Raw genomic sequence first — 23,585 nt, 5'->3', positions numbered from 1 at the left:
TCTTATGAAATTCTACATTGATACCGCCAATGTGGACGAGATTCGCAAGGCCAACGACATGGGCATTATCGCCGGTGTCACCACCAACCCGAGCCTGATTGCCAAGGAGGGCCGCGACTACGCCGAGACGCTGAAGGAGATTGCCACCATCGTGGACGGCCCCATCTCCGGCGAGGTCAAGGCTACCACCACCGACGCCGAAGGCATGATCGCCGAGGGCCGCGCCATCTACGCGCTGGACCCGAAGCACATGGTGGTAAAAATCCCCATGACTGCCGAGGGGTTAAAGGCCATCAAGGTGCTGTCCGCCGAGGGCATCCCCACCAACTGTACGCTGATTTTCAGTGCCAACCAGGCATTGCTGGCCGCCCGCGCGGGGGCAGCTTACGTCAGCCCCTTCCTGGGCCGTCTTGACGATATCGGCCAGCCGGGCATCGAGCTGGTCGAGACGATCCACGATATGTTCCTCAACTATCCCGATATCGAGACTCAGATCATTGCCGCCAGCGTGCGCAACCCCATCCATGTGACGGACTGCGCCCTGGCCGGGGCGGACATTGCCACGGTGCCTTACAAAGTTATCGAGCAGATGCTCCACCACCCGCTGACGGATGCCGGCATTGAGAAGTTTAAGGCCGACTACACCAAGGTGTTCGGCGCGTAAAACACGCTGCCTTCTCCGCGCTCTGTGCCATTGTTCGGCACAGGGCGCTTTTCTTTGTGCGACGCTTGACGAATCCGCGCTGGTACGATATACTAAGTATTTACGGCTCTGGCCGCAATGTGTGTATAAAAGGAGGGAGAACCGCCGTGATTTTCGGCAAGTATATCAACCGCTACTACCTCAAGCACGCGCCTGTACTGCTTTTGGGTATTCTGTCGCTGCTGACGGTGGATTATATCCAGCTTCTCATCCCGGAGCTGTACCGGCTGGTCATCAACGGTGTAAACCTGGGGCAGGTGGTGGTGGACGGCCAGACGATGGCCTTCACCAAAGAAGTGCTGTTCCAACACATCTGCCTGCCCATGATCTACATTGTGGTGCTCATGGTCATCGGGCGTTTTCTGTGGCGCGTTTGTTTCTTCGGCTCGGCGGTCCGGGTGGCGGCCGACCTGCGGGAGCAGATGTTTGACCACAGCCGCCAGCTGTCCCAGCAGTATTACCAGGTCAACAAAGTGGGCAACCTGATGAGCCTGTATACCAACGACCTGGACACCATCCAAGAGTGCTTCGGCGACGGTATCCTCATGTTCTTTGATGCGTCGGTGCTGGGCATTCTGGCGCTGGTCAAAATGTGGCGCATGGACATCAAACTCACGCTGCTGGCCCTGATCCCGGCGGCGGTCATGTTCGCCATTGGCACCGTGATGAGCCAGGTCATGACCAAGCGTTGGGAGGAACGCCAGCAGGCATTTTCCGACCTATCGGACTTTGCGCAGGAAAATTTCTCCGGCATTGCGGTCATCAAGGCGTTTGTCAAAGAGCTGAAAGAGCTGATGGCGTTCCGCAAGTTAAACAAGGAAAACGAGGAAATCAACGTTACCTATACAAAAATTGCCACACTGTTGGAGGTCCTCGTCACCCTGTTTGTTGAATCGGTCATCTGCGTTATCCTCGGTTACGGCGGCTGGCTCGTCTACCGGGGCCAGTTCAACGCGGGCCAGCTGGTGGAGTACATCGGCTACTTTGAGGCCATCGTCTGGCCCATCATGGCGATTTCGATGCTGATTGAAAAGACCGCCCGCGGCAAAGCATCGCTGAACCGCATTACCGAGCTGCTGGACGCGCCCATCGATGTGGCCGACCGTGACGGCGTGGCCGATTTGAAAAATCCCCGCGGCGGCATCGAGTTCCGCCATCTGAACTTCCGCTACCCGGACGGCGAGTACGATGTTTTGAAGGATATTTCCTTTACCATCGCACCAGGGGAGAGCGTCGGTATCGTGGGCAAGACCGGCGCGGGCAAAACCGCGCTGGTAGATCTGCTGCTGCGCACCTACAATGTGCCCGACGGCACGCTGTTTGTGGATGGGCAGGACGTGAACACCGTGTCCATCCATTCGGTGCGCAACGCCTGCGCCTATGTGCCGCAGGATAACTTCCTGTTCTCGGACACGATTGCCCACAACATCGGCTTCGGCGTGGACGACGCCAGCCGGGAGGACATTGACCGCGCCGCCGCGCTGGCCGATGTGCGGGACAACATCGTGGACTTTAAAGATGGCTACGAAACCGTCCTCGGCGAGCGCGGCGTGACCGTTTCCGGCGGGCAGAAGCAGCGCATTTCGATTGCCCGGGCACTGCTGAAAAACGCGCCGATTTTGATTCTGGACGACTCGGTCTCGGCAGTCGATACCCGCACCGAGCGCATCATCCTCGACAACCTGAAAACGAGCCGCACTGGCAAGACCACCCTGCTGATTGCCCACCGTATTTCCACGGTGGAGCAGCTGGACAAAATCATCTTTATCGAGGACGGCAGGGTGGAGGCCGTAGGCCCGCACGACGAATTGTACCGTACCTGCAACGAATACCGCCGCATGGTAGACCTGCAAAAGCTGGAAGATGAAGTGGGAGGTGACGGCAATGACTAACCTGAATCCGCTGCTTCTCGTCGGGGGCGTCATCGGCACGGTCACGGCCATTTTGATTTTTGCCTACGCCCTTGTCAAGGACAAAAAGGAGACGATGGGCTTTGAGCGTACGATGAAGGACGGCGAAATCCTGCGCCGCCTGGCCGGGTACGCCAAGCCTTACTGGGCAAAATTTGTCGTTGTGCTGTTCCTGATGCTGTTCTCGATTGCCTACGACATTATCTCGCCCCTCATCGTCGGTGCGCTGGAAGAACTGGTGGCCGGGGAGTTTGCGCTGCCGCGCCTCTTTGCGGGCGTGGCCGTCTATGCGGGCGTGCTGGTGTTTTCGATGGCAAGCACCTACTTCCAGGCCGTCATTTTGCAGCGCGTCGGCCAGCGCATTATCTCCGACCTGCGCGAAGATCTGTTCACCCACATTGAGTCGCTGGCCCACGAGCAGCTGAACGAAATCCCGGTCGGCAAGCTCGTCACCCGCGTGACCAACGACACGAACGCTATCTCGATGATGTTCACGAACCTGCTGGTCACGCTGGCCAAGAACATCTTCGTCATCCTCGGCATTCTCATCGCCATGCTGTCCCTCAACTATGAGCTGACGCTGATGGTGCTGTGCTTTGTGCCGTTCATCGTGATTTTCACGGTGATTTTCCGCAAATTTTCCCGCCGCGCCTACCGCAAGGTCAAGGACGCGACGACGGATATCAACACCTACCTGTCGGAGAATCTTTCCGGTATCAAGGTCACGCAGATTTTCGGCCGCGAGGATGAAAAAATGGCGGAGTTCCGCGAGAAAAGCCAGCGGCTTGCCAAGGCCAACCAGGAGCAGATTTTTGTCTTCGGCGTGTTCCGGCCGCTGGTGTATATGCTGTACATCTGCTCGATCCTGTGTCTGTTTTACCTGGGCGGCATGGGCCACCTGACCGGCGCGACGTTTTTGGGGCAGACGATTTCCGGCGGAACCATCGTTACCTTTTATATGTATATCTCCAAGTTCTTCACCCCCATCCAGAATCTGGCCGAGCAGTTCAACTGGCTGCAATCGGCGCTGGCCTCGTCGGAGAAGGTGTTCTCCATCATGGACATTCAGCCCAAGATGGTGGACGCACCCGACGCCGTTGAGTTGGACGAGGTGAAGGGCGACATTGAGTTCCGCGACGTCTGGTTCAGCTACATCCCCGGCGAGTGGGTCTTGCAGGGCGTGTCGTTCCACGTGAACCCCCGGGAGACGGTGGCCTTTGTCGGCTCCACCGGCTCGGGCAAGAGCACGATTTTGTCGCTGATCTGCCGCAACTATGAGTTCCAGAAGGGCGAGATTTTAATTGACGGCATCGACATCCGCAAAATCAAAATTTCGTCGCTGCGCCGCCACTTCGGCCAGATGCTGCAGGATGTGTTCCTCTTCTCGGGCACGATCCGCAGCAATATCGTCCTACGGGAAGAAGGCATCCCCGACGAGGAGATCATGCAGGTCTGCCGTTATGTCAACGCCGACAAGTTCATTGACAAGCTGGACCACGGCCTCGACGAGGAGGTCCGCGAGCGCGGCAACAATTTCTCGGCTGGTCAGCGGCAGCTGCTGAGCTTTGCGCGGACCATCATCCACAAACCCAGCGTCATGATATTGGACGAAGCCACGGCGAATATCGACACCGAGACCGAGCTGTTGATTCAGGATAGTTTGGAAAAAATGCGTTCTGTCGGCACGATGCTGATCGTGGCGCACCGGCTTTCCACCATCCAGCACGCGGACAATATCATTGTATTGTCCCACGGCAAGATTCTGGAGCAGGGCAGCCACCAGGCGCTGCTGGCAAAGCATGGGCGGTATTACCAGCTGTATACGCTGCAATATCATAAGGAGCAAATGAAGGAGTAAGGCAGTAAAGCCCCCGCCTTTGCCTTGAGCTGGTGGCTGAGTCGGTTAAGCTACGACGCCATGCACGGCGTCGGCAATTTTGCCATCATGCTGGTGCTGTACCGCCCGCTGCGGAAAGCGCTGAGGGCGGCGAAAAGGCAGATTGGGTGGTAGTTCTTTGCCTTCCCCCTTGGGGGAAGGTGGCCCCGCAGGGCCGGATGAGGGGCGCGTGTGCCACAGTAACCCGTGAAGAGGCAATAGCGTTAGTCGCCCTTTATCAGTCCGCGCTGCGGACAGCTTCCCCAAAGGGGAAGCCTTTTTTATTTGCAGGCAGTGGACGTACCCCCGATTTTATGCTATACTATATCAGTTATAGTGGGGAGGTATAGGACCATGCGCGTTTTAGGCATCGACCCTGGGTATGCTATTGTGGGCTGGGGCGTTGTGGAATACATCGGCAACCGCTTTGCCCCCATCGGGTACGGCGCGGTCATCACCGAAAAAGACACACCCTTTGAACAGCGGCTCGTCGAAATTTACGAGGGTGTGCTGGATATCTGCAAGCGCTACCAGCCCGAAGCCCTCTCTATCGAAAAGCTGTACTACCAGCACAACCAGACCACCGTCATCGGCGTGGCTGAGGCCCGCGGCGTCATTCTGCTGGCGGCTGCCCAGTGCGGCGTGCCGATCTATGAGTACACCCCCATGCAGGTCAAGCAGGCTATCACCGGGTATGGCAAGGCTGTGAAAAAGCAGATTCAGGAAATGACCCGCATGATGCTCCATCTGGAAACCATCCCCAAGCCCGACGACACCGCCGACGCCCTGGGCATGGCGATTGCCCACTGCCATTGCAGCCGCAGCCGCCTGATGGGCACACCCGTGCGGTAACAAATCCCCCTATAAAAGAAGGATCAACCATGATTTACTGTCTGACTGGAAAAATCATTAAAAAATCGCTGGATTCCGTCGTCATAAGCTGCGCCGGGGTCGGCTATTTTGTCCAGATACCCGCCACCACCGGCGAAGCCATGCCCCCCGCCGGGCAGGAGGGCACCGTTTACACCATCATGAACGTGACCGAGAATGACGTCTCGCTTTACGGCTTTGCCACCGAGGAACAGCGCGACTGTTTCAAGATGCTGACCGGCGTCACCGGCGTCGGCCCCAAGGCCGGGCTGTCGATTTTGTCCATCATGACGCCGGAAAAAGTCGCCCTCGCGGCGTCCAGCGGCGACCACAAGGCCTTCACCAAGGCGTCCGGCGTCGGGCCGAAGCTGGCCCAGCGCATCGCCCTGGAGCTGAAAGACAAGGTTGGCAAGGGGCTGGCTGCCGGTACCGGCTTCTCCGGCAATATTGCGACCCCCGCGCCCTCCAGCGCCCCGGCCCAGGCCGTGGCCGCCCTCGTCAGCCTGGGCTACTCGGCCAGCGACGCCGCTGCCGCTGTGGCCCGCGTGGACGAAACGCTCTCCGTGCAGGAGATCATCACCATTGCGCTGCGCAGCCTGTCGCGCGTGTAACAGAAGGGGAGTGCCGAATTGAACCAGGAATATACCGTTGACCCCAGCCGCCTCGTCAGCCCCGATATGAGCGCCGCCGACGCCGAGGAAATCAGCCTGCGCCCGAAAACGTTGGACGATTACGTCGGCCAGGAGAAGGCCAAGGGCAACCTGAAAGTCTACCTGCGGGCGGCGCAGCAGCGCGGCGAGCCGATGGACCACATCCTGCTCTACGGCCCGCCGGGTCTGGGCAAAACCACGCTGGCCGGCATCGTGGCACAGGAGATGGGCGTGCAGATTCGCATTACCTCCGGCCCCGCCATCGAGAAACCCGGCGACCTGGCCGCCCTGCTGACGAACCTGCAGGAGGGCGACATTCTCTTCATCGACGAGATTCACCGCCTATCCCGCCAGGTTGAGGAAGTTTTGTACCCGGCGCTGGAAGATTTCGCGCTGGATATCATGATTGGCAAAGGCCCGAGCGCACAAAGCATCCGTATCAATCTGCCGCGCTTTACGCTGGTGGGTGCCACGACCCGCGCGGGCCAGCTGACAGGGCCCTTGCGTGACCGATTCGGCATCCTGCTCAAGCTCGAGCTGTACAGCCCGAAGGAGCTGGGCCGTATCATCATGCGCAGCGCCGGCATCCTGGGCGTGCCCATCACCGAGGAAGGTGCACTGGAACTGGCCCGCTGCGCCCGCGGCACGCCGCGCATCGCCAACCGTATGCTCAAGCGTGCCCGCGACTTTGCCACCGTGCAGGGCGACGGCACCATCGACGGGGAGACCGCCATTGCCGCCCGCAAATGGATGGACATTGACGAGTTGGGCCTGGACGAGCTGGACCGCAGCCTGCTCCGCGCCATCATCGAAATGTACAACGGCGGACCGGTTGGCCTGGATACCCTGGCCGCCGTGCTGGGCGAGGAGAGCGTCACGCTCTACGATGTCTGCGAACCCTACCTGATGCAGATGGGCATGCTGACCCGCACCCCGCGCGGCCGCTGCGTGACCCGCCTTGCCTACGAACACCTGCATATGGCCGTGCCCAAGCGCTTCGACGAAGAGGACAGCGGCCAGACGAGTATGTTTTAACCTGTTGAATAGATAAAGGAGATTTGCTTATGCGCCCTGCTGATACCTGGCGGGATTATGAGCTGCTGGATGCCACCAACCACAACCGATTGGAGCGCTGGGGCCAGACCCTGCTCATTCGTCCCGACCCGCAGGTCATCTGGAAAAACGACGAGACCAGCCCGCTGTGGGCCAAGGCCGATGCCGTCTACTACCGCTCCGCCAAGGGCGGCGGCCAGTGGAATTACCACAAAAAGCTGCCCCAGAAATGGCAGATCCATTGGAATGACCTGACCCTCATCGTCAGCCCCACCGGCTTCAAGCACACCGGCGTTTTCCCGGAGCAGGCCGTGAACTGGGCCTGGTACCAGGAAAAGATCAAGGCCGCTGGCCGCCCTATCCGTGTGCTGAACCTCTTCGGCTACACGGGCGGTGCGACGCTGGCCTGTCTGGCTGCGGGTGCCTCCGTCACCCATGTGGATGCCAGCAAAGGCATGGTGGCCTGGGCGCGTGAGAATGCTGCCGCCAGTAACCTGGCTGACCGCCCCTGCCGCTGGATCGTTGACGACTGCGTCAAGTTCGTACAGCGGGAAATCCGCCGCGGCAGCAGGTACGATGCCGTCATCATGGACCCGCCGAGCTATGGCCGCGGCCCGGGCGGCGAAATCTGGAAGCTGGAGGACAACGTCTACGACCTCATCACCCTGACCGAGCAGGTGCTGAGCGACGACCCGCTGTTTTTCGCCATCAACTCCTACACCGAAGGACTTAGCCCGGCGGTCATGGAGTACATCGTCAAGACGACGCTCTGCCCCATCCAGGGCGGCCACACCCACTGTGATGAGATTGGCCTGCCGGTCTCCGCCACCGGCGGCGTCGTGCCCTGCGGCGCAACGGCTATTTGGGAGAAGTAATTATGCCAAATCAGGAATCGATTTTACAGGCGCAGAACGTACACTTCCGCTATGATCCGGAGCAGCCCAAGTACGCTGTGGACGGCGTGACACTGGACATCCGCCGCGGTGAGTTCGTGGCCGTGCTGGGCGCGAACGGCTGCGGCAAATCCACGCTGGCAAAGCATTTCAACGCGATTCTGCTGCCCGAGGCCGGAACTGTCCTCGTGGAGGGCATGGACACCCGCAACGAGGACCACCTCTACGATGTACGTCAGAAGGTCGGCATGGTGTTCCAGAACCCCGACAACCAGATCGTAGCGACCATCGTTGAAGAGGACGTGGCCTTTGCGCCGGAAAACCTCGGCGTACCGCCGGAGGAGATCCGCACCCGCATCGACGAGGCCATGAAGCTGGCCGGCATCTACGAAAAACGCGATGCTGCGCCGTATAAGTTGAGCGGCGGCCAAAAGCAGCGCGTCGCCATCGCGGGCGTTATCGCCATGCGGCCCGACTGCCTGGTGCTGGATGAGTCCACCGCCATGCTGGATCCCCACGGCCGCGCCCAGGTCATGAAAACCATCCACCAGCTGCGGGCGGCGGGCATCACCATCGTGTCCATCACCCACTATATGGAGGAAGCCGCCCAGGCTGACCGCGTGCTGGTCATGAGCCGGGGCCGCATCGTAATGGAGGGCACGCCCGAGCAGGTGTTCAGCCAGACCGAGAAGCTGCACAGTTACCATCTGGATGTACCCCAGGCCGCCGAACTGCGCGACGAGCTGGTCAAGGCCGGGATCCCGATGCCGGAGAACGTGATTACGCCGGAGGCGTGCGCGGAGGAACTGTTTAAGCTGCTGAAGTAACCCCTGCCTTCCCCCGAGGGGGAAGGTGGCCGAGCGAAGCGAGGTCGGATGGGGGGCGGCCTCACGGAGATATCCCGCTCACGGGCAATATCCGCATACCTGCCCCTCATCAGTCAGCGGGCAAGCCGCTGACTGCTTCCCCCGATGGGGGAAGCCTTTCGTTCAGAAACATCCCACGTATGCCGGAACGGCACCACACCCGGGCTGTATCCGGCGGGAAAGGAATCACTATGTCCGAAATCATTCGTGTAGAAAACTTAAGCTACATCTACAACCTGGGGATGCCCGACGCTACCAAGGCGCTGGACGACGTGTCTTTCACCGTCGAGGAAGGCGATTTTGTCGGCATCATCGGCTCCACCGGCAGCGGCAAGTCTACGCTGATCAGCCATTTCAACGGCCTGAACCGCCCCACGTCGGGCCGCGTCCTTGTGGACGGCAAAGACCTGTGGGAACAGGGCGCTGACCTGCGCAGCTTCCGTTTTCTCGTCGGTCTGGTCATGCAGTACCCTGAGTACCAGCTGTTCGAGGAAACCTGCGCCAAGGATATCGCCTACGGCCCGCGCAACATGGGCCTTGACGAGGCCGAGATCCAGCGCCGTATCAAGGAGGCCGCCGCCTTCGTCGGTTTATCGGATGAGCTGCTGGAAAAAAGCCCCTTCGAGCTTTCGGGTGGGCAGAAGCGCCGCGTTGCGATTGCGGGCGTTATGGCCATGCACCCCCGCGTGCTGGTGCTGGACGAACCCGCCGCGGGCCTGGACCCCGAGGGCCGCGACACGATTTTGAGCCAGATCAAGGACTACCACAAAAAAACCGGCATCACGGTTTTGCTGGTCAGCCACTCGATGGAAGATATTGCCAAGTACGCCAACCGCGTGCTGGTCATGCACCGCGCCAAAATCGCCATGTATGACACGGTAGAAAACGTCTTTGCCCGCGCACAGGAATTGCTGGAGCTGGGGCTGTCTGTGCCGCAGGTCACGCAGATTTTCTTAAAGCTGCGCCAGATGGGGCTTGACATCCCCGCAGACGTCTACACGATACCCTATGCGGTCAAGACCATCCAAAAGGCGCTGGCCGCCAAGCAGGCAGGGGAGGTGCAGTAAATGCTTAAAGATATCACGATCGGTCAGCATTTTCCCGGGCATTCTGTGCTGCACCGCTGCGACCCGCGGTTAAAGCTGGTCGCCACGATTGCCTACATCGTCGTGCTGTTTGTTGCGCCGAATCCGCTGGGGCTGGCGCTGTCCATTGCGCTTTTGGCGGCGCTGTACAAAATCGCGCAGATTCCCGGCAAGATGATTTTGAAGAGCTTAAAGCCCATCGTGCCCATCGTTATTTTTACGGCGGTGCTGAACCTGTTCTTCGTCACGGGGCAGGGGGAGCCGCTGGTACACTTCTGGGTTTTGAACATTTATATTGAGGGTGTCAAGTACGCGATCCTGCTGGCGGTACGCGTCTGCGCACTGATCGCGGGCACGAGCCTGTTGACCTACACGACCAGCCCGATTGTGCTGACCGATGCCATCGAGAGCCTGCTGCGCCCGCTGGCGAAACTGCATTTTCCCGTGCATGAGCTGGCGATGATGATGACGATCGCGCTGCGGTTCATCCCGACTTTGATCGAAGAGACGGAAAAAATCATGAACGCCCAGAAGGCCCGCGGTGCCATGCTGGACAGCGGCACCTTCACCCAGCGCATCAAGGCGCTGGTGCCCATTCTGATTCCGCTGTTCATCTCGGCGTTCCGCCGCGCGGACGAGCTGGCCATGGCTATGGAATGCCGCTGCTACCACGGCGGCGAGGGCCGCACCCGGCTGAAGCAGCTGAAATTCACGAGCGAGGATTTCCGCTGCCTGGTGGTAATCGCGGTGGCGTTGGTAGTCATTGCCTGCACACGGTTGTTTGTGCCGGGGTTGGCGTAAGATTTTGCCGCCCTGTAGGGGCCGGATATGTCCGGCCCGCAGCTTTCCCGCAAGTACCTGCTTTTCTTACACGACCGGGCCGGGCATACCCGGCCCCTACACAGTTCTTACTATGAATTATCTACTCTGGATAAGCTACAAAGGCACCCGCTACGCCGGTTTCCAGGTGCAGCCCAACGCACCGACGGTGTGCGCGGTCTTGCAGGACGCCATGCAGGCGGTGCTGGGCCAGCGGCCCGATGTAAAAGGCTGCTCCCGCACCGATTCCGGCGTCCATGCGCGGCGTTTCGCGCTCAGCTTCTGCTATACTGGCAAGGTGCCCATGGCAAAGCTGGTGCCCGCGCTCAACGCGCATCTGCCGCCGGATATCCGCGCGGTAGACATCCAGCCTGTGCCGGACGACTTCCACGCGCGGTACGCCGCCCACGCCAAGACCTACCACTACTATATTTTAAATGCGCGGGTCGATGACCCCTTCACCTTCGACACCTGTTACCGGGTCGGCCCGCCGCTGGACGTGACCGCCATGCAGGCTGCCGCAAAACAGTTCGTAGGCACGCATGATTTCTCAGCGCTCTGTGCGTCAGGTTCCAGCGCCGCCGCCCACGGCGACACAGTGCGGACAATTACAGATTGTACTGTTATACAAAGTGGCAGCCAAATTGTCATTTCCGTCACGGCGGACGGCTACCTGTATAATATGGTGCGCATCCTGGCGGGCACGCTGGTGGACGCCGGGCTGCACAAGCGCACGCCGGAAAGCATCCCGCCCCTGCTGGAAAGCCGCGACCGCCGCCAGGCCGGGCCGACGCTGCCCGCAAAGGGGCTATTTTTGGAGAAGGTAGAGTATCCGAGGCTGAACGCCGTTTTGTAGGGGCGGCGTCTTCGACGCCCCGCGGGCGCCTATGGAATGCGCCCCCACGGATTCTGTATGCAGGGGCGGGGCGTGCCCCGCCCGCAGCTTTCCCGCAAGCTCCTGCTTGCCCTACAATGCGATACCGTAACGAAAGGAGGCCCGCCCTATGAACAAATCGGAAAAAGAACGGTTGGCGCGGCGGCAGCGGATGCTGGCGCGGGAACAGGGGCAAGCCCCCGAAGCCGGTATCCGCGGCACCAGCGGGGATATTAGCCTGCGCGTGCCTAAGCCGGTGCGGCGCGGTGCGCCCCCGCCCAAAACGCCTGACCCCGCAGCAGGGGAGACCGCCGCGCGGCTCAAGTCCCTGACACCGCTCTACAAGCAGCGGCAGCATCGGCGGCGGGTGTTTTTCGCTGTCGTTATCGCCGCGCTGGCCGTGGCCGTCGTGGTCATGACCGGTACGCTCTCCGCGTCGCTGGCGCTGCTGGGCGATACCATCGACAGCGCCATTTTGTACATCGACCGCACCGACGGCGGCTGGCCCGCCACCACCGGTATCACCGACCCGCTGCAAATCGAGCCGCTGGCCGGGGGCTTTGTGGAGCTGGGGGCCGAGGACGTGCTCGTCTACTCGGCCTACGGATCCAAAATCCTCAGCTTGCAGCCATCCTACGCGCGGCCGGTGCTGGCCGTGGGCGGTACCCGCTTTGCCGTGTACAACCGCGCGGGCAACGAGCTGACCGTGTGCAGCCGCACCCGCACGCTCTACTCCCAGAATTTTGACAGCGGCATCCTGCTCTGCGCCATGTCCAACAATAACTCTCTGGCCGTTGTGACCGAGTCGGGCCGCTACGCCGCCCAGGTACGCATCTATGACCCCTCGATGCGGCAGACGTACAGCTGGGAGATGACCCAGTCCGACGGCACCCCCATCGCGGTGGATTTTGCCCCCGACAGCCGCAAATTCGCCGCCGGGATGCTGGCCGCCCGCGATGGCCAGTTGAGCTGTTCGGTCTATTTTATGAACACCGACGCCGACACCGAAGGTCCGGTCTACACGGCCCAGCAGGGGAGTATGCTGCTGCGGCTGGACTGGCAGAGCGAGAGCCGCGTCATGGCGGTGTTTGACACCTACATTGCCGTGCTGGACCCCCGCACCGGCACCGAGACCGCGCGGTATGATTTTGGCGGTGCCACGCTGCAAAGTGCCGCACCGGGCCGCCGCCAGACCGCGCTGCTGCTGAATGTGCGCGGCGGCAACAGCCTGGTCACGCTGGATGAAAACCTGGCTGCCATGGCGGAAATTCCCGCCCGGCAGGCGTTTGGCGTGTCGGCCACCGACACGGATATCTATTTACTGTGCCCCAACGCTGTGGAGTGCTTCGGCTACGACGGCGTGCAAAAGTGGGTGCAGAGCAGCCTCGATGCCCGCCCTCTGGCCGTGCTGGACGCCGCCCAGACGCTGGTGTTTACCGGGAGCAGGGCCAGCGTGCTGGAGGCACCGAACTAAAAGCCTTCCCCCTTGGGGGAAGCCATTCGCACCCCAAAACATTTACACAGAAAGAAGTACCCATCTATGTCATTTTCTCCCGCTATTCTCTATGATATTCTCTTCCTTATCGTGTTTTCCTTCGCCGCGGTCAAAAGCTGGCAGAAGGGATTTCTTGCCGGGCTGGCTGAGCTGATTGGCGCGGTGCTTGGCGTGGGCATTGCCGTATGGGGCAGCCGCACGCTGGCCCCGGAAATTTACCAGCGCTTCTTCAGCGACGCCATCGCCAACAAGGTGGACCAGGCCGTGGCACAGTCGGGCGGGGACATGGCCGCTGCCGTGCAGGGGCTGGACTTTTTACCGGAAAGCCTGCGCACTGCCGTGGCCGCCGGGCTGCAAACCGCAGGCGACCAGCTGCCGGAAAAAATCACCGCACTGCTGGAGCCGCTTTTCCTGCCGCTGGTGCAGGTCGTTCTGTTCGTGCTGCTCTGCGTCGTGGTACGGTGGGTGTTCGCCCTGCTGGTACGTCTGCTGCGCGGCATCAACGGCGTGCCGCTGGTAGGCGGCGTCAACCGCCTGCTGGGCCTGGCACTGGGCTTGTGCACCGGCGCGCTGGACTGCTGGCTGCTGGCTCTGGTGCTCTGGTTCCTCGTCAGCGTCACCGCGGGCGGGCTGGACTGGCTGAACACCGCCGTATTGCAGCGCAGCGTCGGGTACAGCTTTTTTGGCGCGTTCAATCCGTTTTTAGTCCATTATTAAACATTTTTTGAACAAACCCCGCCAAAACTTGCATTTTGGCAGGGTTTGCTTGATAATAGTAATAAGGTGGTACGGCGGGGTGGTCATGCCCATATGCCGCCGCAGGGCGTCGAGGACGCCCCACAAATTTTCAGCAATCCCACGTGCCCATGCGGCACTTTCCATAGAGGTGAAGTATATGCTTTGTGTTAAATGCCAGAAACGCCCGGCCGTCGTCTTTGTGCAGCGGCTGGAAAACGGCAAGGCCATCCAGGAGGGCTACTGCCTGACCTGCGCGCGTGCTATGCACATCCAGCCGGTGGATGACCTGATGAAACAGTTCGGTATGTCCGACCAGGACCTGGAGAGCATGGAAGAGCGTATGTCCAGCTTTTTGCAGGAGGCCGCCGACTCCGGCATGATGGCCCCCATGATGGGCGGCGATATGACCGACGGCGGCGACGAGAACGCCCCGCAGGACGATTTTGTCCCCGGCGGCAGCCCGGTTTTTCCCTTCGGCTTTGGTGCGCGCCAGCAGAAAACTGACGACGCCAAGGGCAAAAACGGCAAGAAGGACAAGGCTCCCCGCCGCAAGTTCCTGGATACCTACTGCGAGAACTTGACCCAGAAGGCCCGCGACGGCAAAACCGACCGCATCATTGGCCGCGACCGCGAAATTTACCGCACGATCCAAATTCTTTGCCGCCGCCAGAAGAACAACCCCTGCCTCATCGGCGAGGCCGGTGTCGGCAAGACTGCCATTGCCGAGGGCATTGCCCAGCGCATTGCCGAGGGCAAAGTCCCTGCGCGTTTGCAGGACAAGGAGATTTTCCTGCTGGATATGACCTCCCTCGTCGCAGGCACCCAGTTCCGCGGCCAGTTTGAACAGCGCGTCAAGGGCCTTATCAGCGAGGTCAAGGCCGCCGGCAACATCATTTTGTTCATCGATGAGATTCACTCCATCGTGGGTGCCGGTGATTCGGACGGCTCGATGAATGCTGCCAACATCATGAAGCCCGCGCTCTCCCGCGGGCAGATGCAAGTCATCGGCGCGACGACCTTTGCCGAGTACCGCAAATATATCGAGAAAGACTCCGCGCTGGAACGCCGTTTTCAGCCCGTCAAGGTCGAGGAGCCGTCGCTGCTGGACACCATCGAGGTCATCAAGGGCATCCGCGTTTACTACGAGAAGCACCATTGCGTCCGCGTGCCGGATCCCATCGTGACGAGCATCGTCAAGCTGTCCGAGCGGTACATCACCGACCGTTTCCTGCCCGACAAGGCCATTGACCTGTTGGACGAGGCCTGCGCCTGCTGCAACCTGCGCCACCCCGAAATCACCGAACTGATCGAGACGCAGCGCACCGTGGCCGACCTGGAAGCCCGCGAGCACGAGCTGGAAAACCCCGAGCCGCAGAACGGCCAGGACGCCGCCATCGACTACGAGGCGCTGGCCCAGGTCAAGACCGATTTGGCGAAGCAGCGCGAAAAGCTCCCCGCCCTGCAGCTGAAAGTGGCTGAAATTGAAGTCACGATGGACGACGTGGCCCAGGTCATTGAGCTGTGGACCGGTGTGCCTGCCGTGAAGATCAAGGAGACCGAGTACGGCCGCCTGCAAGGGCTGGAAGATGCCCTGAAAGCCCACATCATCGGCCAGGACGAGGCCGTCCATGCCGTGGCCGGGGCCATCAAACGCGCCCGGGCGGACCTGTCCGGCCGCCACCGCCCGGCAAGTTTCATCTTCGTCGGCCCCACCGGCGTCGGCAAAACCGAGCTGGTCAAGCAGCTGGCAAACCAGCTGTTTGACACGGTTGACCCGCTTATCTCTATCGACATGAGCGAGTATATGGAAAAGTACGCGGTGTCCCGCCTGATCGGCTCGCCTCCGGGCTATGTCGGCTACGACGAGGCCGGGCAGCTGACCGAGAAGGTGCGCCGCCATCCGTACAGCGTCGTGCTGTTTGACGAAATCGAAAAAGCGCATCCTGACGTCATGAATATCTTGCTGCAAATTTTGGACGAGGGCAAGATCAACGACGCCCAGGGCCGCACGGTGGACTTTTCCAACACGGTCATCTGCATGACGTCCAACGCAGGCTCCACCGACACAGCCGGGGCAACAGGCTTTGGCAAAAAGGCAGAGGTCGCCAGCGCGGACCGCAGCATGAAGGCGCTGCAGGAGTTCCTGCGCCCCGAGTTCATCGGCCGCGTGGACGAGATCATCACCTTCCACCCACTGAGCGAAGAAAACCTTGAAAAAATCACCGCGCTGATGCTGGACGAGTACAAGCCCGGCCTGGCCGCCCACGGTATCACGCTGCACTACGGCCAGCCCGCGTTGGCGGACATCGTAGCCGAAAGCTCCACCAAGTACGGTGCGCGTGAACTGCGCCGCACCATCCGCAAGACCATCGAGGACCCGGTCTCCGAGGCGCTGGTGGATGGCCGACTGGATGGCCGCGAGGTCACGCTGGAACTGGCCGACCACGACGGTAAGGCCGTTCTGGAAATTTGAGGCCCGCCATGTACAAAAAAATGGCCGCCCTGCTGCTGGCCGTGGCGCTGCTCTGCGGCTGCGCGGCCCAAGTGACGGTGCAGCGCATCCCGGCCGAGCTGCCGAAGGCCGAAAGCCCCGCCGCCACGCCGACGCCGGAACCGACGCCCACCTTTACCGAGGAGCAAAAAAAATACGGCAGCGCGTCCCTATTGAGTGAGCCGACGGTGCTGATCAGTGTCTTTTTGAACGACGCCGCCCACGGCCTGACCTGGGACGAGGCCGACCGCACCGCCGCCGTGCAGCAAACCCGGATGGCCGTGGATTGGATCACAGCCCAAGCCGAAAGCTACGGCGTGATGCCGGATTTAATCTGTGACCGCACCGAGGATGGCAGCAACGCCGCCCTGACCCGCAGCTATCTTGTGCAGTCTGCCATGCGCGGGGGCGAGGATTCCGACGAGAGCACCGCCTTCATTGAGGAAATGGACGCCCTGTGTGAGTCGCTGGCCGCGGACAGCCGCCTGGCGGTCTACGGCACGCGGCACATCGGGTTTCTGTTCTACCTACCCATCAGCGGCACGTCCTTCACAATGGCACACTATGCCGACGACGGCGAGTATTTCTACTACGAGTACAGCTGCCTGTACCGCCACGACGCCTACACCGACGGTGAGCGGGAAAGCCCGGCGACCTACGCCCACGAGATCCTGCACCTGTTCGGAGCACCTGACCTCTACGAGGGCAGCGGCGACCCCTATGTGGACCGCGCATTGATAGACTACGTGGCCGAGACTTACCCCGACGACATCATGGTAAGCACCTACGAGGACGACGGCACGAGCCGGTTTGACGTAATCACGAAGGAGATCAGCCCGCTGACGGCCTACTGCCTGGGCCTGACCGACACCTGCCCGGAGCTGGAACAGTTCCCGCTGCTGACCCAGGTCGAGCCGGGGGTGTTCCGGCGTGAATTGACGGCAGACACATCTGATGAAACCGCCGACGCCTGGCCGGGAGCCGTGGCGGCATAAGGAGGCCCCATGCTGAACGATGATTTTCCGCTGCGGGTCGAGGCGGTCCCCGCCGCCCACACCACCGAATGGCGCGCCGACGACTCCTTTCTGCCTAGCGAGACCGAGGCCTGGCAGCTGATTTTTGTGCGCAGCGGCACCATTGAGGAACGCTGCGACGACCGCCATGTGCTGCTGCGGGCGGGCGGGCTTCTGTTCCACCAGCCCGGCGAGGTGTTCGCCATGACGACGGTGGGGGAGGTCCCGCCCGAGACGCTGCGCATCGATTTTTACTGCACCGGCGCGGCCATGGATCGGTTCCGGGGTGCGATGCTCCATGCCGAGCCCGCCGAGCAGCACGATTTGAACTGGCTGGCCAACGCCGCCAACGAGCTGTTCGACGCCGCGCCCATACCGGGCGGGCGGCCCGTCGTAAAAGAGGAGCTGCCCTTCGGCGCGATGCAGCAGTTCATCATCCACCTGGAAAACCTGTTGATCCTGCTGGCCCGGCGCTGCCGCCGCCTGCGCCGCCCCGTGGCCCGCGTCCGGCGGGAGCGCCGCCAGAATGCCCTGGTGGAGGATGCCCGCGCCTATTTTGTCGAAAACCTGGAACGGGAGTTGAAAGTGGACGAGGTCTGCGAGGCCCTGGGCTGCACCCGGCCCCAGCTGCAGCAGGCCTTCCGCGCCCGGCTGCGCCGCACGGCCATGGAGGAATTTTCCGCCATGCGCATCGAGTATGCGGCCCAGCTGCTGGCACGCGGGGCATCCCCCGGCGAGGTCGCGGCCCAGATGGGCTACTGCTCGGGCGCGTATTTCAGCCAGAAATTCCGCGCAGCCACAGGCCACACACCGTCGGCCTACCGGCGCATCCAGCAGGGGCTGCCCGCTAAGCGGCAAAACAGGCAACAAAAAGATAAAGCAGAATCTAAAACCTCTATTGCAGAATCACCGCAGAAAAAGTAAAATAGTGACAAAGGGCAGGCAGAGCGCCCGCCCACAGGCAACAAAAGCATAAATATAAGGAGACGACTGTTATGGCAATTTTGGTTAGCGGTGGCGCCGGTTACATCGGCAGCCACACCTGTGTGGAACTTCTGGCCGCAGGGTACGACATCGTCGTGGCCGATAACTACTACAACTCCTGCCCCGAGGCCCTGGCCCGCGTCAAGAAGATTGCCGGCAAGGACTTCCGCTTTGTCGAGGCCGACATGACCGACAAGGCCGCCGTGGAGAAGATTTTTGCTGAGAACGAGGACATTGACTGCGTCATCCAGTTCGCCGCCTACAAGGCCGTGGGCGAGAGCGTTTCCAAGCCCATCGAGTACTACTCCAACAACCTGGCCTGCACGCTGAACATCCTGGATGTCATGCGCCGCCACAACTGCCACAACATCATCTTCTCTTCCTCTGCCACGGTCTACGGCGACCCCGCCAGCGTGCCCATCCGCGAGGATTTCCCCGTGGGCGGCACCACGAACCCCTACGGCACAACCAAGGTGTTCACCGAGCAGATCCTGACCGACTGCTGCAAGGCGGATCCCGAGTTGAATGTTGCGCTGCTGCGTTACTTCAACCCCATCGGTGCCCATCCGTCCGGCCTGATTGGCGAGGATCCCAACGGCATCCCCAACAACCTGGTGCCTTACATCGCCAAGGTCGCTGTCGGCAAGCTCGAGAAGGTCCATGTCTTTGGCAACGACTACCCGACGCCCGACGGCACCGGCGTGCGTGACTACATCCATGTCGTTGACCTGGCCCGCGGTCATGTGGCAGCCATCAAGAAGCTGGAAGAGAAGCCCGGCCTGTTCATCTGCAACCTGGGCACCGGCCACGGTTACAGCGTGCTGGACGTCATCCACGCCTTCTGCAAGGCCTGCGGCAAGGAGATTCCCTACGTCATCGACCCGCGCCGCCCCGGCGACATTGCCGAGTGCTGGTGCGACCCCAGCAAGGCCAAGCGCGAGCTGGGCTGGGAGGCCCAGTACGGCATTGAGGAAATGTGCGCCCACAGCTGGAACTGGCAGAGCCACAACCCCGATGGGTATAAGACCGCGAAATAAAACTGCATAAAAAAGCCTCCTGATGCTCTTGCATCGGGAGGTTTTTTATGTCATCGCGCAGTAGGGGCCGGGCATGCCCGGCCCGGGTGTGTATGGCAAACGGAAGCTTGCGGGAAGACTGCGGGCCGGACATGTCCGGCCCCTACTGCTCCTGCCATATTCTTTTACACATACATTTCCTGACTGCGCGGCGGCAGTTTGGGCACGGCGGGCAGCGGCGCAGCGGCGGCACGCCAGGCGGCAGGGGAGAGGCCCACCTCCCGCTTGAACACGCGGCAGAGGTAGTTTGCGCCGGAAAACCCGGTCAGGCCCGCAATCATATCCAGGTTATACTCATCGCTGAGCAGCAGCGCCTTCACGGCCTCGATGCGCACATTCGTCATGTACTTTCCGGGTGGGATACCGATTTCCTGCTTGAACACCCGCACCAGATGGCTCTTCGTCACGCCGAGCTGCTCGCTCAGTTCCTCCACGCCGTAGAGGGCCATGTAGTTTTGCCGGATGGCCGCCACAGCCTCGGCCACCAGCGGGGGCAGGGGACGGGCCGTCTCGTCAGCCTTGCCCACGGCGCAGAGCAGCGCATAGGCCATCGCCGCCGTGTGGATACCGTGCAGCTGGGCAATCAGCTCGGCCGCGCCGGGGCAGGCCGCGCCGTCAGCCCAGCGGGCCGCACCCGACTGTAATAGGTAGGCGTCCGTGCAGTGGCCGGTCAGCCGCACAGCCAGCAGGTGGCAGTCCGCTTGGGGCGTCAGCGTCAGGGGGGCAGGCCCCAGCAGGATATCGCCGCTCTGGCCTGGGCGGTCAAAGCCGTCCAGCAGGCATTCCCCGCGGGAGAGTACCCCCACCCACAAGCCGTTCCCGGCCAGGGTCAGGGGGGTACTGCCGTCCAGCTCGGCGTTCTCGGCAGCATTGCAGTAAATTTCTGGGTCAAATATCAATTTCGGCACCTCGATATCAATAAAATGCTATTTTCAAATAGATTATAACCTGTTATTATAATCATGTCAACAGAAACAGCCCCCTCTACATGGGCTGAATACCACTGAATTTTATGGAGGATGAGCATTATGGCTTCCATTAGCTGCCGTCACGTCAAGAAAGTTTACCCCGGCAATGTTACCGCTGTTCCCGATTTCAGCCTGGAAATCGCGGATAAGGAGTTTATCGTTTTCGTCGGTCCTTCCGGCTGTGGTAAGTCCACCACCCTGCGTATGATCGCTGGCCTGGAGGAGATCTCTGGCGGCGAGATGTACATCGGCGACCGTCTGATCAACGACGTTCCCCCGAAAGACCGCGACATCGCGATGGTCTTCCAGAACTACGCTCTGTACCCGCACATGACCGTTTACAAGAACATGGCTTTCGGTCTGGAGCTGCGCAAGATGCCCAAGGACGAGATCGACAAGCGCGTCCGCGAGGCTGCTAAGATCCTGGAGATCGAGCACCTGCTCGACCGTAAGCCGAAGGCTCTGTCTGGTGGTCAGCGCCAGCGTGTTGCCCTGGGCCGTGCAATGGTCCGTAACCCGGCGGTCTTCCTGCTCGACGAGCCTCTGTCCAACCTGGATGCTAAGCTGCGTACCAGCATGCGTACCGAGATCATCAAGCTGCACAAGAAGCTGGCTACCACCTTCATCTATGTTACCCATGACCAGACCGAGGCCATGACCATGGGCGACCGCATCGTCGTCATGAAGGACGGCATGATCCAGCAGGTCGATACCCCGCAGAACCTGTACGATTATCCCTGCAACATCTTCGTCGCAGGCTTCATCGGCAGCCCCCAGATGAACTTCCTGGACGGCACCCTGAAGAAGAACGGCGACCAGTTCACCGTTGATCTGGCTGGCACCGACATTCCTCTGCCGAAGGAAAAGACCGCTGACGGCAAGCTGGACGCTTACGTTGGCAAGACCCTGAAGGTTGGCATCCGTCCCGAGGATATCAAGGACGATGAGGAATTCCTGGACAAGCATCCCAACAGCCACATTGGCGCTGAGGTTGAGGTTTCCGAGCTGATGGGCGCTGAGATCTACCTGTACCTGACCTATCAGGGCCAGAACCTGATGGCTCGTGTTGCCCCCACTTCCAAGTCTCGCCGCGGCGACAAGATCACCGTTGCCATGGACACCCACAAGATCCATCTGTTCGATCCCGAGACCGAGAAGACCCTGCTCAACTAATTCTTCAAGCTCTCATAGCGGTTCCGTTGCGGCGGAACCGCTTTTTTAGTAAACGGAGGAACGACGATGCGCATTGCCAACTACCTGCGGCCGGATTGTGTCGCACTGCGCCAGCGGGCGGATTCCCTGCAGGGCGCGGTGCAGCAGCTTGTGGCGCTGCTGGATGGGGCCAAAGTCCTGACGGACACGGCAGTCTTTGCGGCAGATGTCCGCGCCCGGCTGGAACTGGGCGGCGTCTGCGTGGGCAATGGACTGGCGATCCCCCACGCCAAGAGCACCGCGGTGGAAAAATTGCAGCTGGCCGCATTGACGCTGGATCCGCCGCTGCCCTGCGATACGCCCGACGGCCAGCCGTTGGAGATGCTGTTCCTCATCGCTGCCCCCGCCGAGGCCAACGACCTGCATGTGCAGGTGTTGGCCGAGCTGGCAACGCTGTTTTTGGATACCGATTTCTGCGCCAGTCTGCGCCAGAGTGAGACGCCCGAGGCCTTCTGCCGTGCCATTGCCCGGCGCGAAGCCCAGGACGACCCGGCCGCGCCCCCGCCGACGCCCACCAACGAGCCGGGCTACCGGCTGCTGGGTGTGACGGCCTGCCCCACCGGCATTGCCCACACCTACCTGGCGGCCGAGGCCTTACAGCAGGCCGCCCAGACCCGGGGCCTGACCATCAAAGTGGAGACGAACGGCGCGGGCGGCGTGGGCAATGAACTGACCGAGGACGAGATCCAGGCCGCCGACTGCATCATCGTGGCGGTAGACCGCTCGATCTCACTGGCGCGGTTTGTGGGCAAGCGGCTGGTCTACACCTCGGCAGGGGAGGCCGTGCGCAACGCGGATGCCCTGCTGGAAAAGGCCGTCTCCGGCAAAGCATCCATCTACCGCGGCGGCCACGCTTTCCGCACCAACGACTGGAAGGAGCTGGGCCGCGAGTACTACGGCCACCTGATGAGCGGCATCTCCCATATGCTGCCCTTTGTGGTGGCGGGTGGCGTGATGCTGGCGCTCTCGCTGCTTTTGCAGCACCTTGGCGGCCCGGCGAACTGGTCCACGATGATGACGAACGTCGGCAACGCCGCGCTCGCCATGATGTACCCGATTCTGTCCGCGTTCATCGCGTACAGCATTGCCGACCGGCCCGGCCTGATGCCCGGCCTGATGGGCGGCTACCTGGCCCAGACCGGCATGACAACGGCCACCAAACTCAGCTGGATCCCCAGCGGGTTCTGGGGGGGCCTCATTGCGGGCTTTGCCGCCGGGCTGGTGGTACGCCTGCTGAACCGACTGTTCCGCCGCATCCCCCAGGATCTGGACCACATCAAGACCGGGCTGCTGGTGCCGCTGTTGAGCTTGCTTTTTGTCGGCTGGCTGATGCTTATGGTCGTCAACCCGCCGCTGGGGCGGTTCAACCGCTGGATGTCGCTGGCGCTTGCCAAGCTGCAGGGCGGCAGCCGCCTGGTGCTGGGTGCCGTGCTGGGTGCGCTGATGGCCACCGACTACGGCGGGCCCATCAACAAGGCGGCCTACGTCACCGGCACGCTGGCTATGACCAACAGCCAATATGACCTCATGGCCGCCGTCATGGCGGGCGGTATGATCCCCCCCGCTGGGGCTGGCACTGGCCTGCCTGCTGTTCCCGACGCGGTTCACCAAGGCCGAGCGCCGCACCGTGCCGCAGAACCTTGTGATGGGCGCGTCCTTTGTGACCGAGGGTGCGCTGCCCTTTGCCCTGCGCGACCCGCTGCGGGTCGTACCCTCCTGCATGGCAGGCAGTGCGCTGGCCGGGTTCCTGACCGTACTGTTTGGCTGCGGCTGCCCTGCGCCCCACGGCGGATTGTTCCTGCTTGCCGTCATAGGCAATCCGCTGGGCTTTTTGGCTGCCCTGGCGGCTGGCAGTCTGCTGACCACATTGTTGGTCGGTATGCTGAAGAAGCCTGTGAAGTCGTAAATTTTCGTTTTCTTCGTTCCTGCCGCAGAATATCCGCTTTCCACCCCCGCTGTGCGTTGCGTGCAGCGGGGGTTTATGCTATACTATGAATATATGTGTGTCA

20 protein-coding genes are annotated in these 23,585 nt (G+C 61.3%); 19 read left to right on the top strand and 1 reads right to left on the bottom strand.

Annotated features, from left to right (window positions below; translation table 11 throughout):
* The first annotated feature begins 4 nt into the window (after positions 1-4).
* The 17 genes from fsa to galE all read left to right on the top strand — a co-directional run bounded on the left by fsa (position 5) and on the right by galE (position 19,357).
* On the top strand, positions 5-664 hold the full coding sequence (fsa, locus tag ACZO0A_RS00660; protein WP_302149514.1) for a fructose-6-phosphate aldolase: 660 nt from the start codon (positions 5-7) through the stop codon (positions 662-664).
* Between the two features lie 146 nt (positions 665-810).
* Positions 811-2,595, top strand: coding sequence for an ABC transporter ATP-binding protein (locus tag ACZO0A_RS00655; RefSeq protein ID WP_486845909.1), 1,785 nt, complete (start codon positions 811-813; stop codon positions 2,593-2,595).
* Entirely contained in the window at positions 2,588-4,471 is a 1,884-nt protein-coding gene (locus tag ACZO0A_RS00650; protein ID WP_486845908.1) for an ABC transporter ATP-binding protein, read from the top strand. The genes ACZO0A_RS00655 and ACZO0A_RS00650 overlap by 8 nt, the downstream gene beginning before the upstream one ends.
* Before the next feature lie 372 nt (positions 4,472-4,843).
* Positions 4,844-5,341, top strand: a complete 498-nt coding sequence (gene ruvC / locus ACZO0A_RS00645; protein ID WP_215693856.1) for a crossover junction endodeoxyribonuclease RuvC — start codon at positions 4,844-4,846, stop codon at positions 5,339-5,341.
* 29 nt (positions 5,342-5,370) lie between these two features.
* Positions 5,371-5,970: a Holliday junction branch migration protein RuvA gene (gene ruvA / locus ACZO0A_RS00640; RefSeq protein ID WP_486845907.1), complete on the top strand. Its 600-nt coding sequence runs from the start codon at positions 5,371-5,373 to the stop codon at positions 5,968-5,970.
* Positions 5,971-6,036: 66 nt separating this feature from the next.
* Positions 6,037-7,044 carry a Holliday junction branch migration DNA helicase RuvB gene (ruvB, locus tag ACZO0A_RS00635; RefSeq protein WP_291231222.1) on the top strand — a complete coding sequence of 336 codons (1,008 nt, stop codon included), beginning with the start codon at positions 6,037-6,039 and terminating at the stop codon, positions 7,042-7,044.
* Between the two features lie 29 nt (positions 7,045-7,073).
* Positions 7,074-7,937 (top strand): class I SAM-dependent methyltransferase, encoded by an 864-nt coding sequence (locus ACZO0A_RS00630; RefSeq protein WP_302375139.1) that lies wholly within the window; start codon positions 7,074-7,076, stop codon positions 7,935-7,937.
* A 2-nt stretch (positions 7,938-7,939) separates the two neighbouring features.
* Positions 7,940-8,782, top strand: coding sequence for an energy-coupling factor transporter ATPase (locus ACZO0A_RS00625; protein ID WP_215693864.1), 843 nt, complete (start codon positions 7,940-7,942; stop codon positions 8,780-8,782).
* A 230-nt stretch (positions 8,783-9,012) separates the two neighbouring features.
* Positions 9,013-9,888: an energy-coupling factor transporter ATPase gene (locus ACZO0A_RS00620; RefSeq protein ID WP_215693866.1), complete on the top strand. Its 876-nt coding sequence runs from the start codon at positions 9,013-9,015 to the stop codon at positions 9,886-9,888.
* Complete coding sequence (locus ACZO0A_RS00615; protein WP_215693868.1) at positions 9,889-10,707, top strand: energy-coupling factor transporter transmembrane component T family protein; 819 nt, start codon at positions 9,889-9,891, stop codon at positions 10,705-10,707. It abuts the gene before it with no gap.
* Positions 10,708-10,819: 112 nt separating this feature from the next.
* Entirely contained in the window at positions 10,820-11,581 is a 762-nt protein-coding gene (gene truA / locus ACZO0A_RS00610) for a tRNA pseudouridine(38-40) synthase TruA (protein WP_302375136.1), read from the top strand.
* 148 nt (positions 11,582-11,729) lie between these two features.
* Positions 11,730-13,073, top strand: a complete 1,344-nt coding sequence (locus tag ACZO0A_RS00605; protein ID WP_291208452.1) for a DUF5711 family protein — start codon at positions 11,730-11,732, stop codon at positions 13,071-13,073.
* A gap of 66 nt (positions 13,074-13,139) precedes the next feature.
* Complete coding sequence (locus tag ACZO0A_RS00600; RefSeq protein ID WP_302375135.1) at positions 13,140-13,811, top strand: CvpA family protein; 672 nt, start codon at positions 13,140-13,142, stop codon at positions 13,809-13,811.
* Between the two features lie 178 nt (positions 13,812-13,989).
* Positions 13,990-16,305, top strand: a complete 2,316-nt coding sequence (locus ACZO0A_RS00595; RefSeq protein WP_291208446.1) for an ATP-dependent Clp protease ATP-binding subunit — start codon at positions 13,990-13,992, stop codon at positions 16,303-16,305.
* An 8-nt stretch (positions 16,306-16,313) separates the two neighbouring features.
* Positions 16,314-17,318, top strand: a complete 1,005-nt coding sequence (locus tag ACZO0A_RS00590; RefSeq protein ID WP_302375133.1) for a hypothetical protein — start codon at positions 16,314-16,316, stop codon at positions 17,316-17,318.
* 9 nt (positions 17,319-17,327) lie between these two features.
* Positions 17,328-18,260, top strand: a complete 933-nt coding sequence (locus ACZO0A_RS00585) for a helix-turn-helix domain-containing protein (RefSeq protein ID WP_291208440.1) — start codon at positions 17,328-17,330, stop codon at positions 18,258-18,260.
* Positions 18,261-18,331: 71 nt separating this feature from the next.
* Complete coding sequence (gene galE, locus ACZO0A_RS00580) at positions 18,332-19,357, top strand: UDP-glucose 4-epimerase GalE (RefSeq protein WP_486845903.1); 1,026 nt, start codon at positions 18,332-18,334, stop codon at positions 19,355-19,357.
* 164 nt (positions 19,358-19,521) lie between these two features.
* Here galE and ACZO0A_RS00575 read toward each other — a convergent pair whose 3' ends face one another.
* A complete protein-coding gene (locus tag ACZO0A_RS00575) occupies positions 19,522-20,304 on the bottom strand; it encodes a helix-turn-helix domain-containing protein (RefSeq protein ID WP_483299748.1) in 783 nt (260 codons plus the stop codon).
* A gap of 120 nt (positions 20,305-20,424) precedes the next feature.
* Here ACZO0A_RS00575 and ACZO0A_RS00570 point away from each other — a divergent pair, with 120 nt between their 5' ends.
* Together ACZO0A_RS00570 and ACZO0A_RS00565 are read left to right on the top strand one after the other, a co-directional pair.
* The gene (locus ACZO0A_RS00570) at positions 20,425-21,537 is read left to right on the top strand and encodes an ABC transporter ATP-binding protein (protein ID WP_291208430.1); all 1,113 of its coding nucleotides are present in this window, start codon (positions 20,425-20,427) and stop codon (positions 21,535-21,537) included.
* Positions 21,538-21,603: 66 nt separating this feature from the next.
* Positions 21,604-23,571: a PTS fructose transporter subunit IIABC gene (locus tag ACZO0A_RS00565; protein ID WP_486845901.1), complete on the top strand. Its 1,968-nt coding sequence runs from the start codon at positions 21,604-21,606 to the stop codon at positions 23,569-23,571.
* The last annotated feature ends 14 nt before the right edge of the window (positions 23,572-23,585 follow it).

The organism is Gemmiger sp. (assembly GCF_057431175.1).
This window is presented reverse-complemented; position numbering and strand designations above follow the sequence as displayed.

Bases quoted from the DNA above. Each gene is read 5' to 3' on its own strand.
- fsa (WP_302149514.1), top strand. From the start codon at position 5: ATGAAATTCTACATTGATACCGCCAATGTGGACGAGATTCGCAAGGCC.
- ACZO0A_RS00650 (WP_486845908.1), top strand. From the start codon at position 2,588: ATGACTAACCTGAATCCGCTGCTTCTCGTCGGGGGCGTCATCGGCACG.
- ruvC (WP_215693856.1), top strand. From the start codon at position 4,844: ATGCGCGTTTTAGGCATCGACCCTGGGTATGCTATTGTGGGCTGGGGC.
- ruvA (WP_486845907.1), top strand. From the start codon at position 5,371: ATGATTTACTGTCTGACTGGAAAAATCATTAAAAAATCGCTGGATTCC.
- ruvB (WP_291231222.1), top strand. From the start codon at position 6,037: ATGAGCGCCGCCGACGCCGAGGAAATCAGCCTGCGCCCGAAAACGTTG.
- ACZO0A_RS00630 (WP_302375139.1), top strand. From the start codon at position 7,074: ATGCGCCCTGCTGATACCTGGCGGGATTATGAGCTGCTGGATGCCACC.
- ACZO0A_RS00625 (WP_215693864.1), top strand. From the start codon at position 7,940: ATGCCAAATCAGGAATCGATTTTACAGGCGCAGAACGTACACTTCCGC.
- ACZO0A_RS00620 (WP_215693866.1), top strand. From the start codon at position 9,013: ATGTCCGAAATCATTCGTGTAGAAAACTTAAGCTACATCTACAACCTG.
- ACZO0A_RS00615 (WP_215693868.1), top strand. From the start codon at position 9,889: ATGCTTAAAGATATCACGATCGGTCAGCATTTTCCCGGGCATTCTGTG.
- truA (WP_302375136.1), top strand. From the start codon at position 10,820: ATGAATTATCTACTCTGGATAAGCTACAAAGGCACCCGCTACGCCGGT.
- ACZO0A_RS00605 (WP_291208452.1), top strand. From the start codon at position 11,730: ATGAACAAATCGGAAAAAGAACGGTTGGCGCGGCGGCAGCGGATGCTG.
- ACZO0A_RS00600 (WP_302375135.1), top strand. From the start codon at position 13,140: ATGTCATTTTCTCCCGCTATTCTCTATGATATTCTCTTCCTTATCGTG.
- ACZO0A_RS00595 (WP_291208446.1), top strand. From the start codon at position 13,990: ATGCTTTGTGTTAAATGCCAGAAACGCCCGGCCGTCGTCTTTGTGCAG.
- ACZO0A_RS00590 (WP_302375133.1), top strand. From the start codon at position 16,314: ATGTACAAAAAAATGGCCGCCCTGCTGCTGGCCGTGGCGCTGCTCTGC.
- ACZO0A_RS00585 (WP_291208440.1), top strand. From the start codon at position 17,328: ATGCTGAACGATGATTTTCCGCTGCGGGTCGAGGCGGTCCCCGCCGCC.
- galE (WP_486845903.1), top strand. From the start codon at position 18,332: ATGGCAATTTTGGTTAGCGGTGGCGCCGGTTACATCGGCAGCCACACC.
- ACZO0A_RS00570 (WP_291208430.1), top strand. From the start codon at position 20,425: ATGGCTTCCATTAGCTGCCGTCACGTCAAGAAAGTTTACCCCGGCAAT.
- ACZO0A_RS00565 (WP_486845901.1), top strand. From the start codon at position 21,604: ATGCGCATTGCCAACTACCTGCGGCCGGATTGTGTCGCACTGCGCCAG.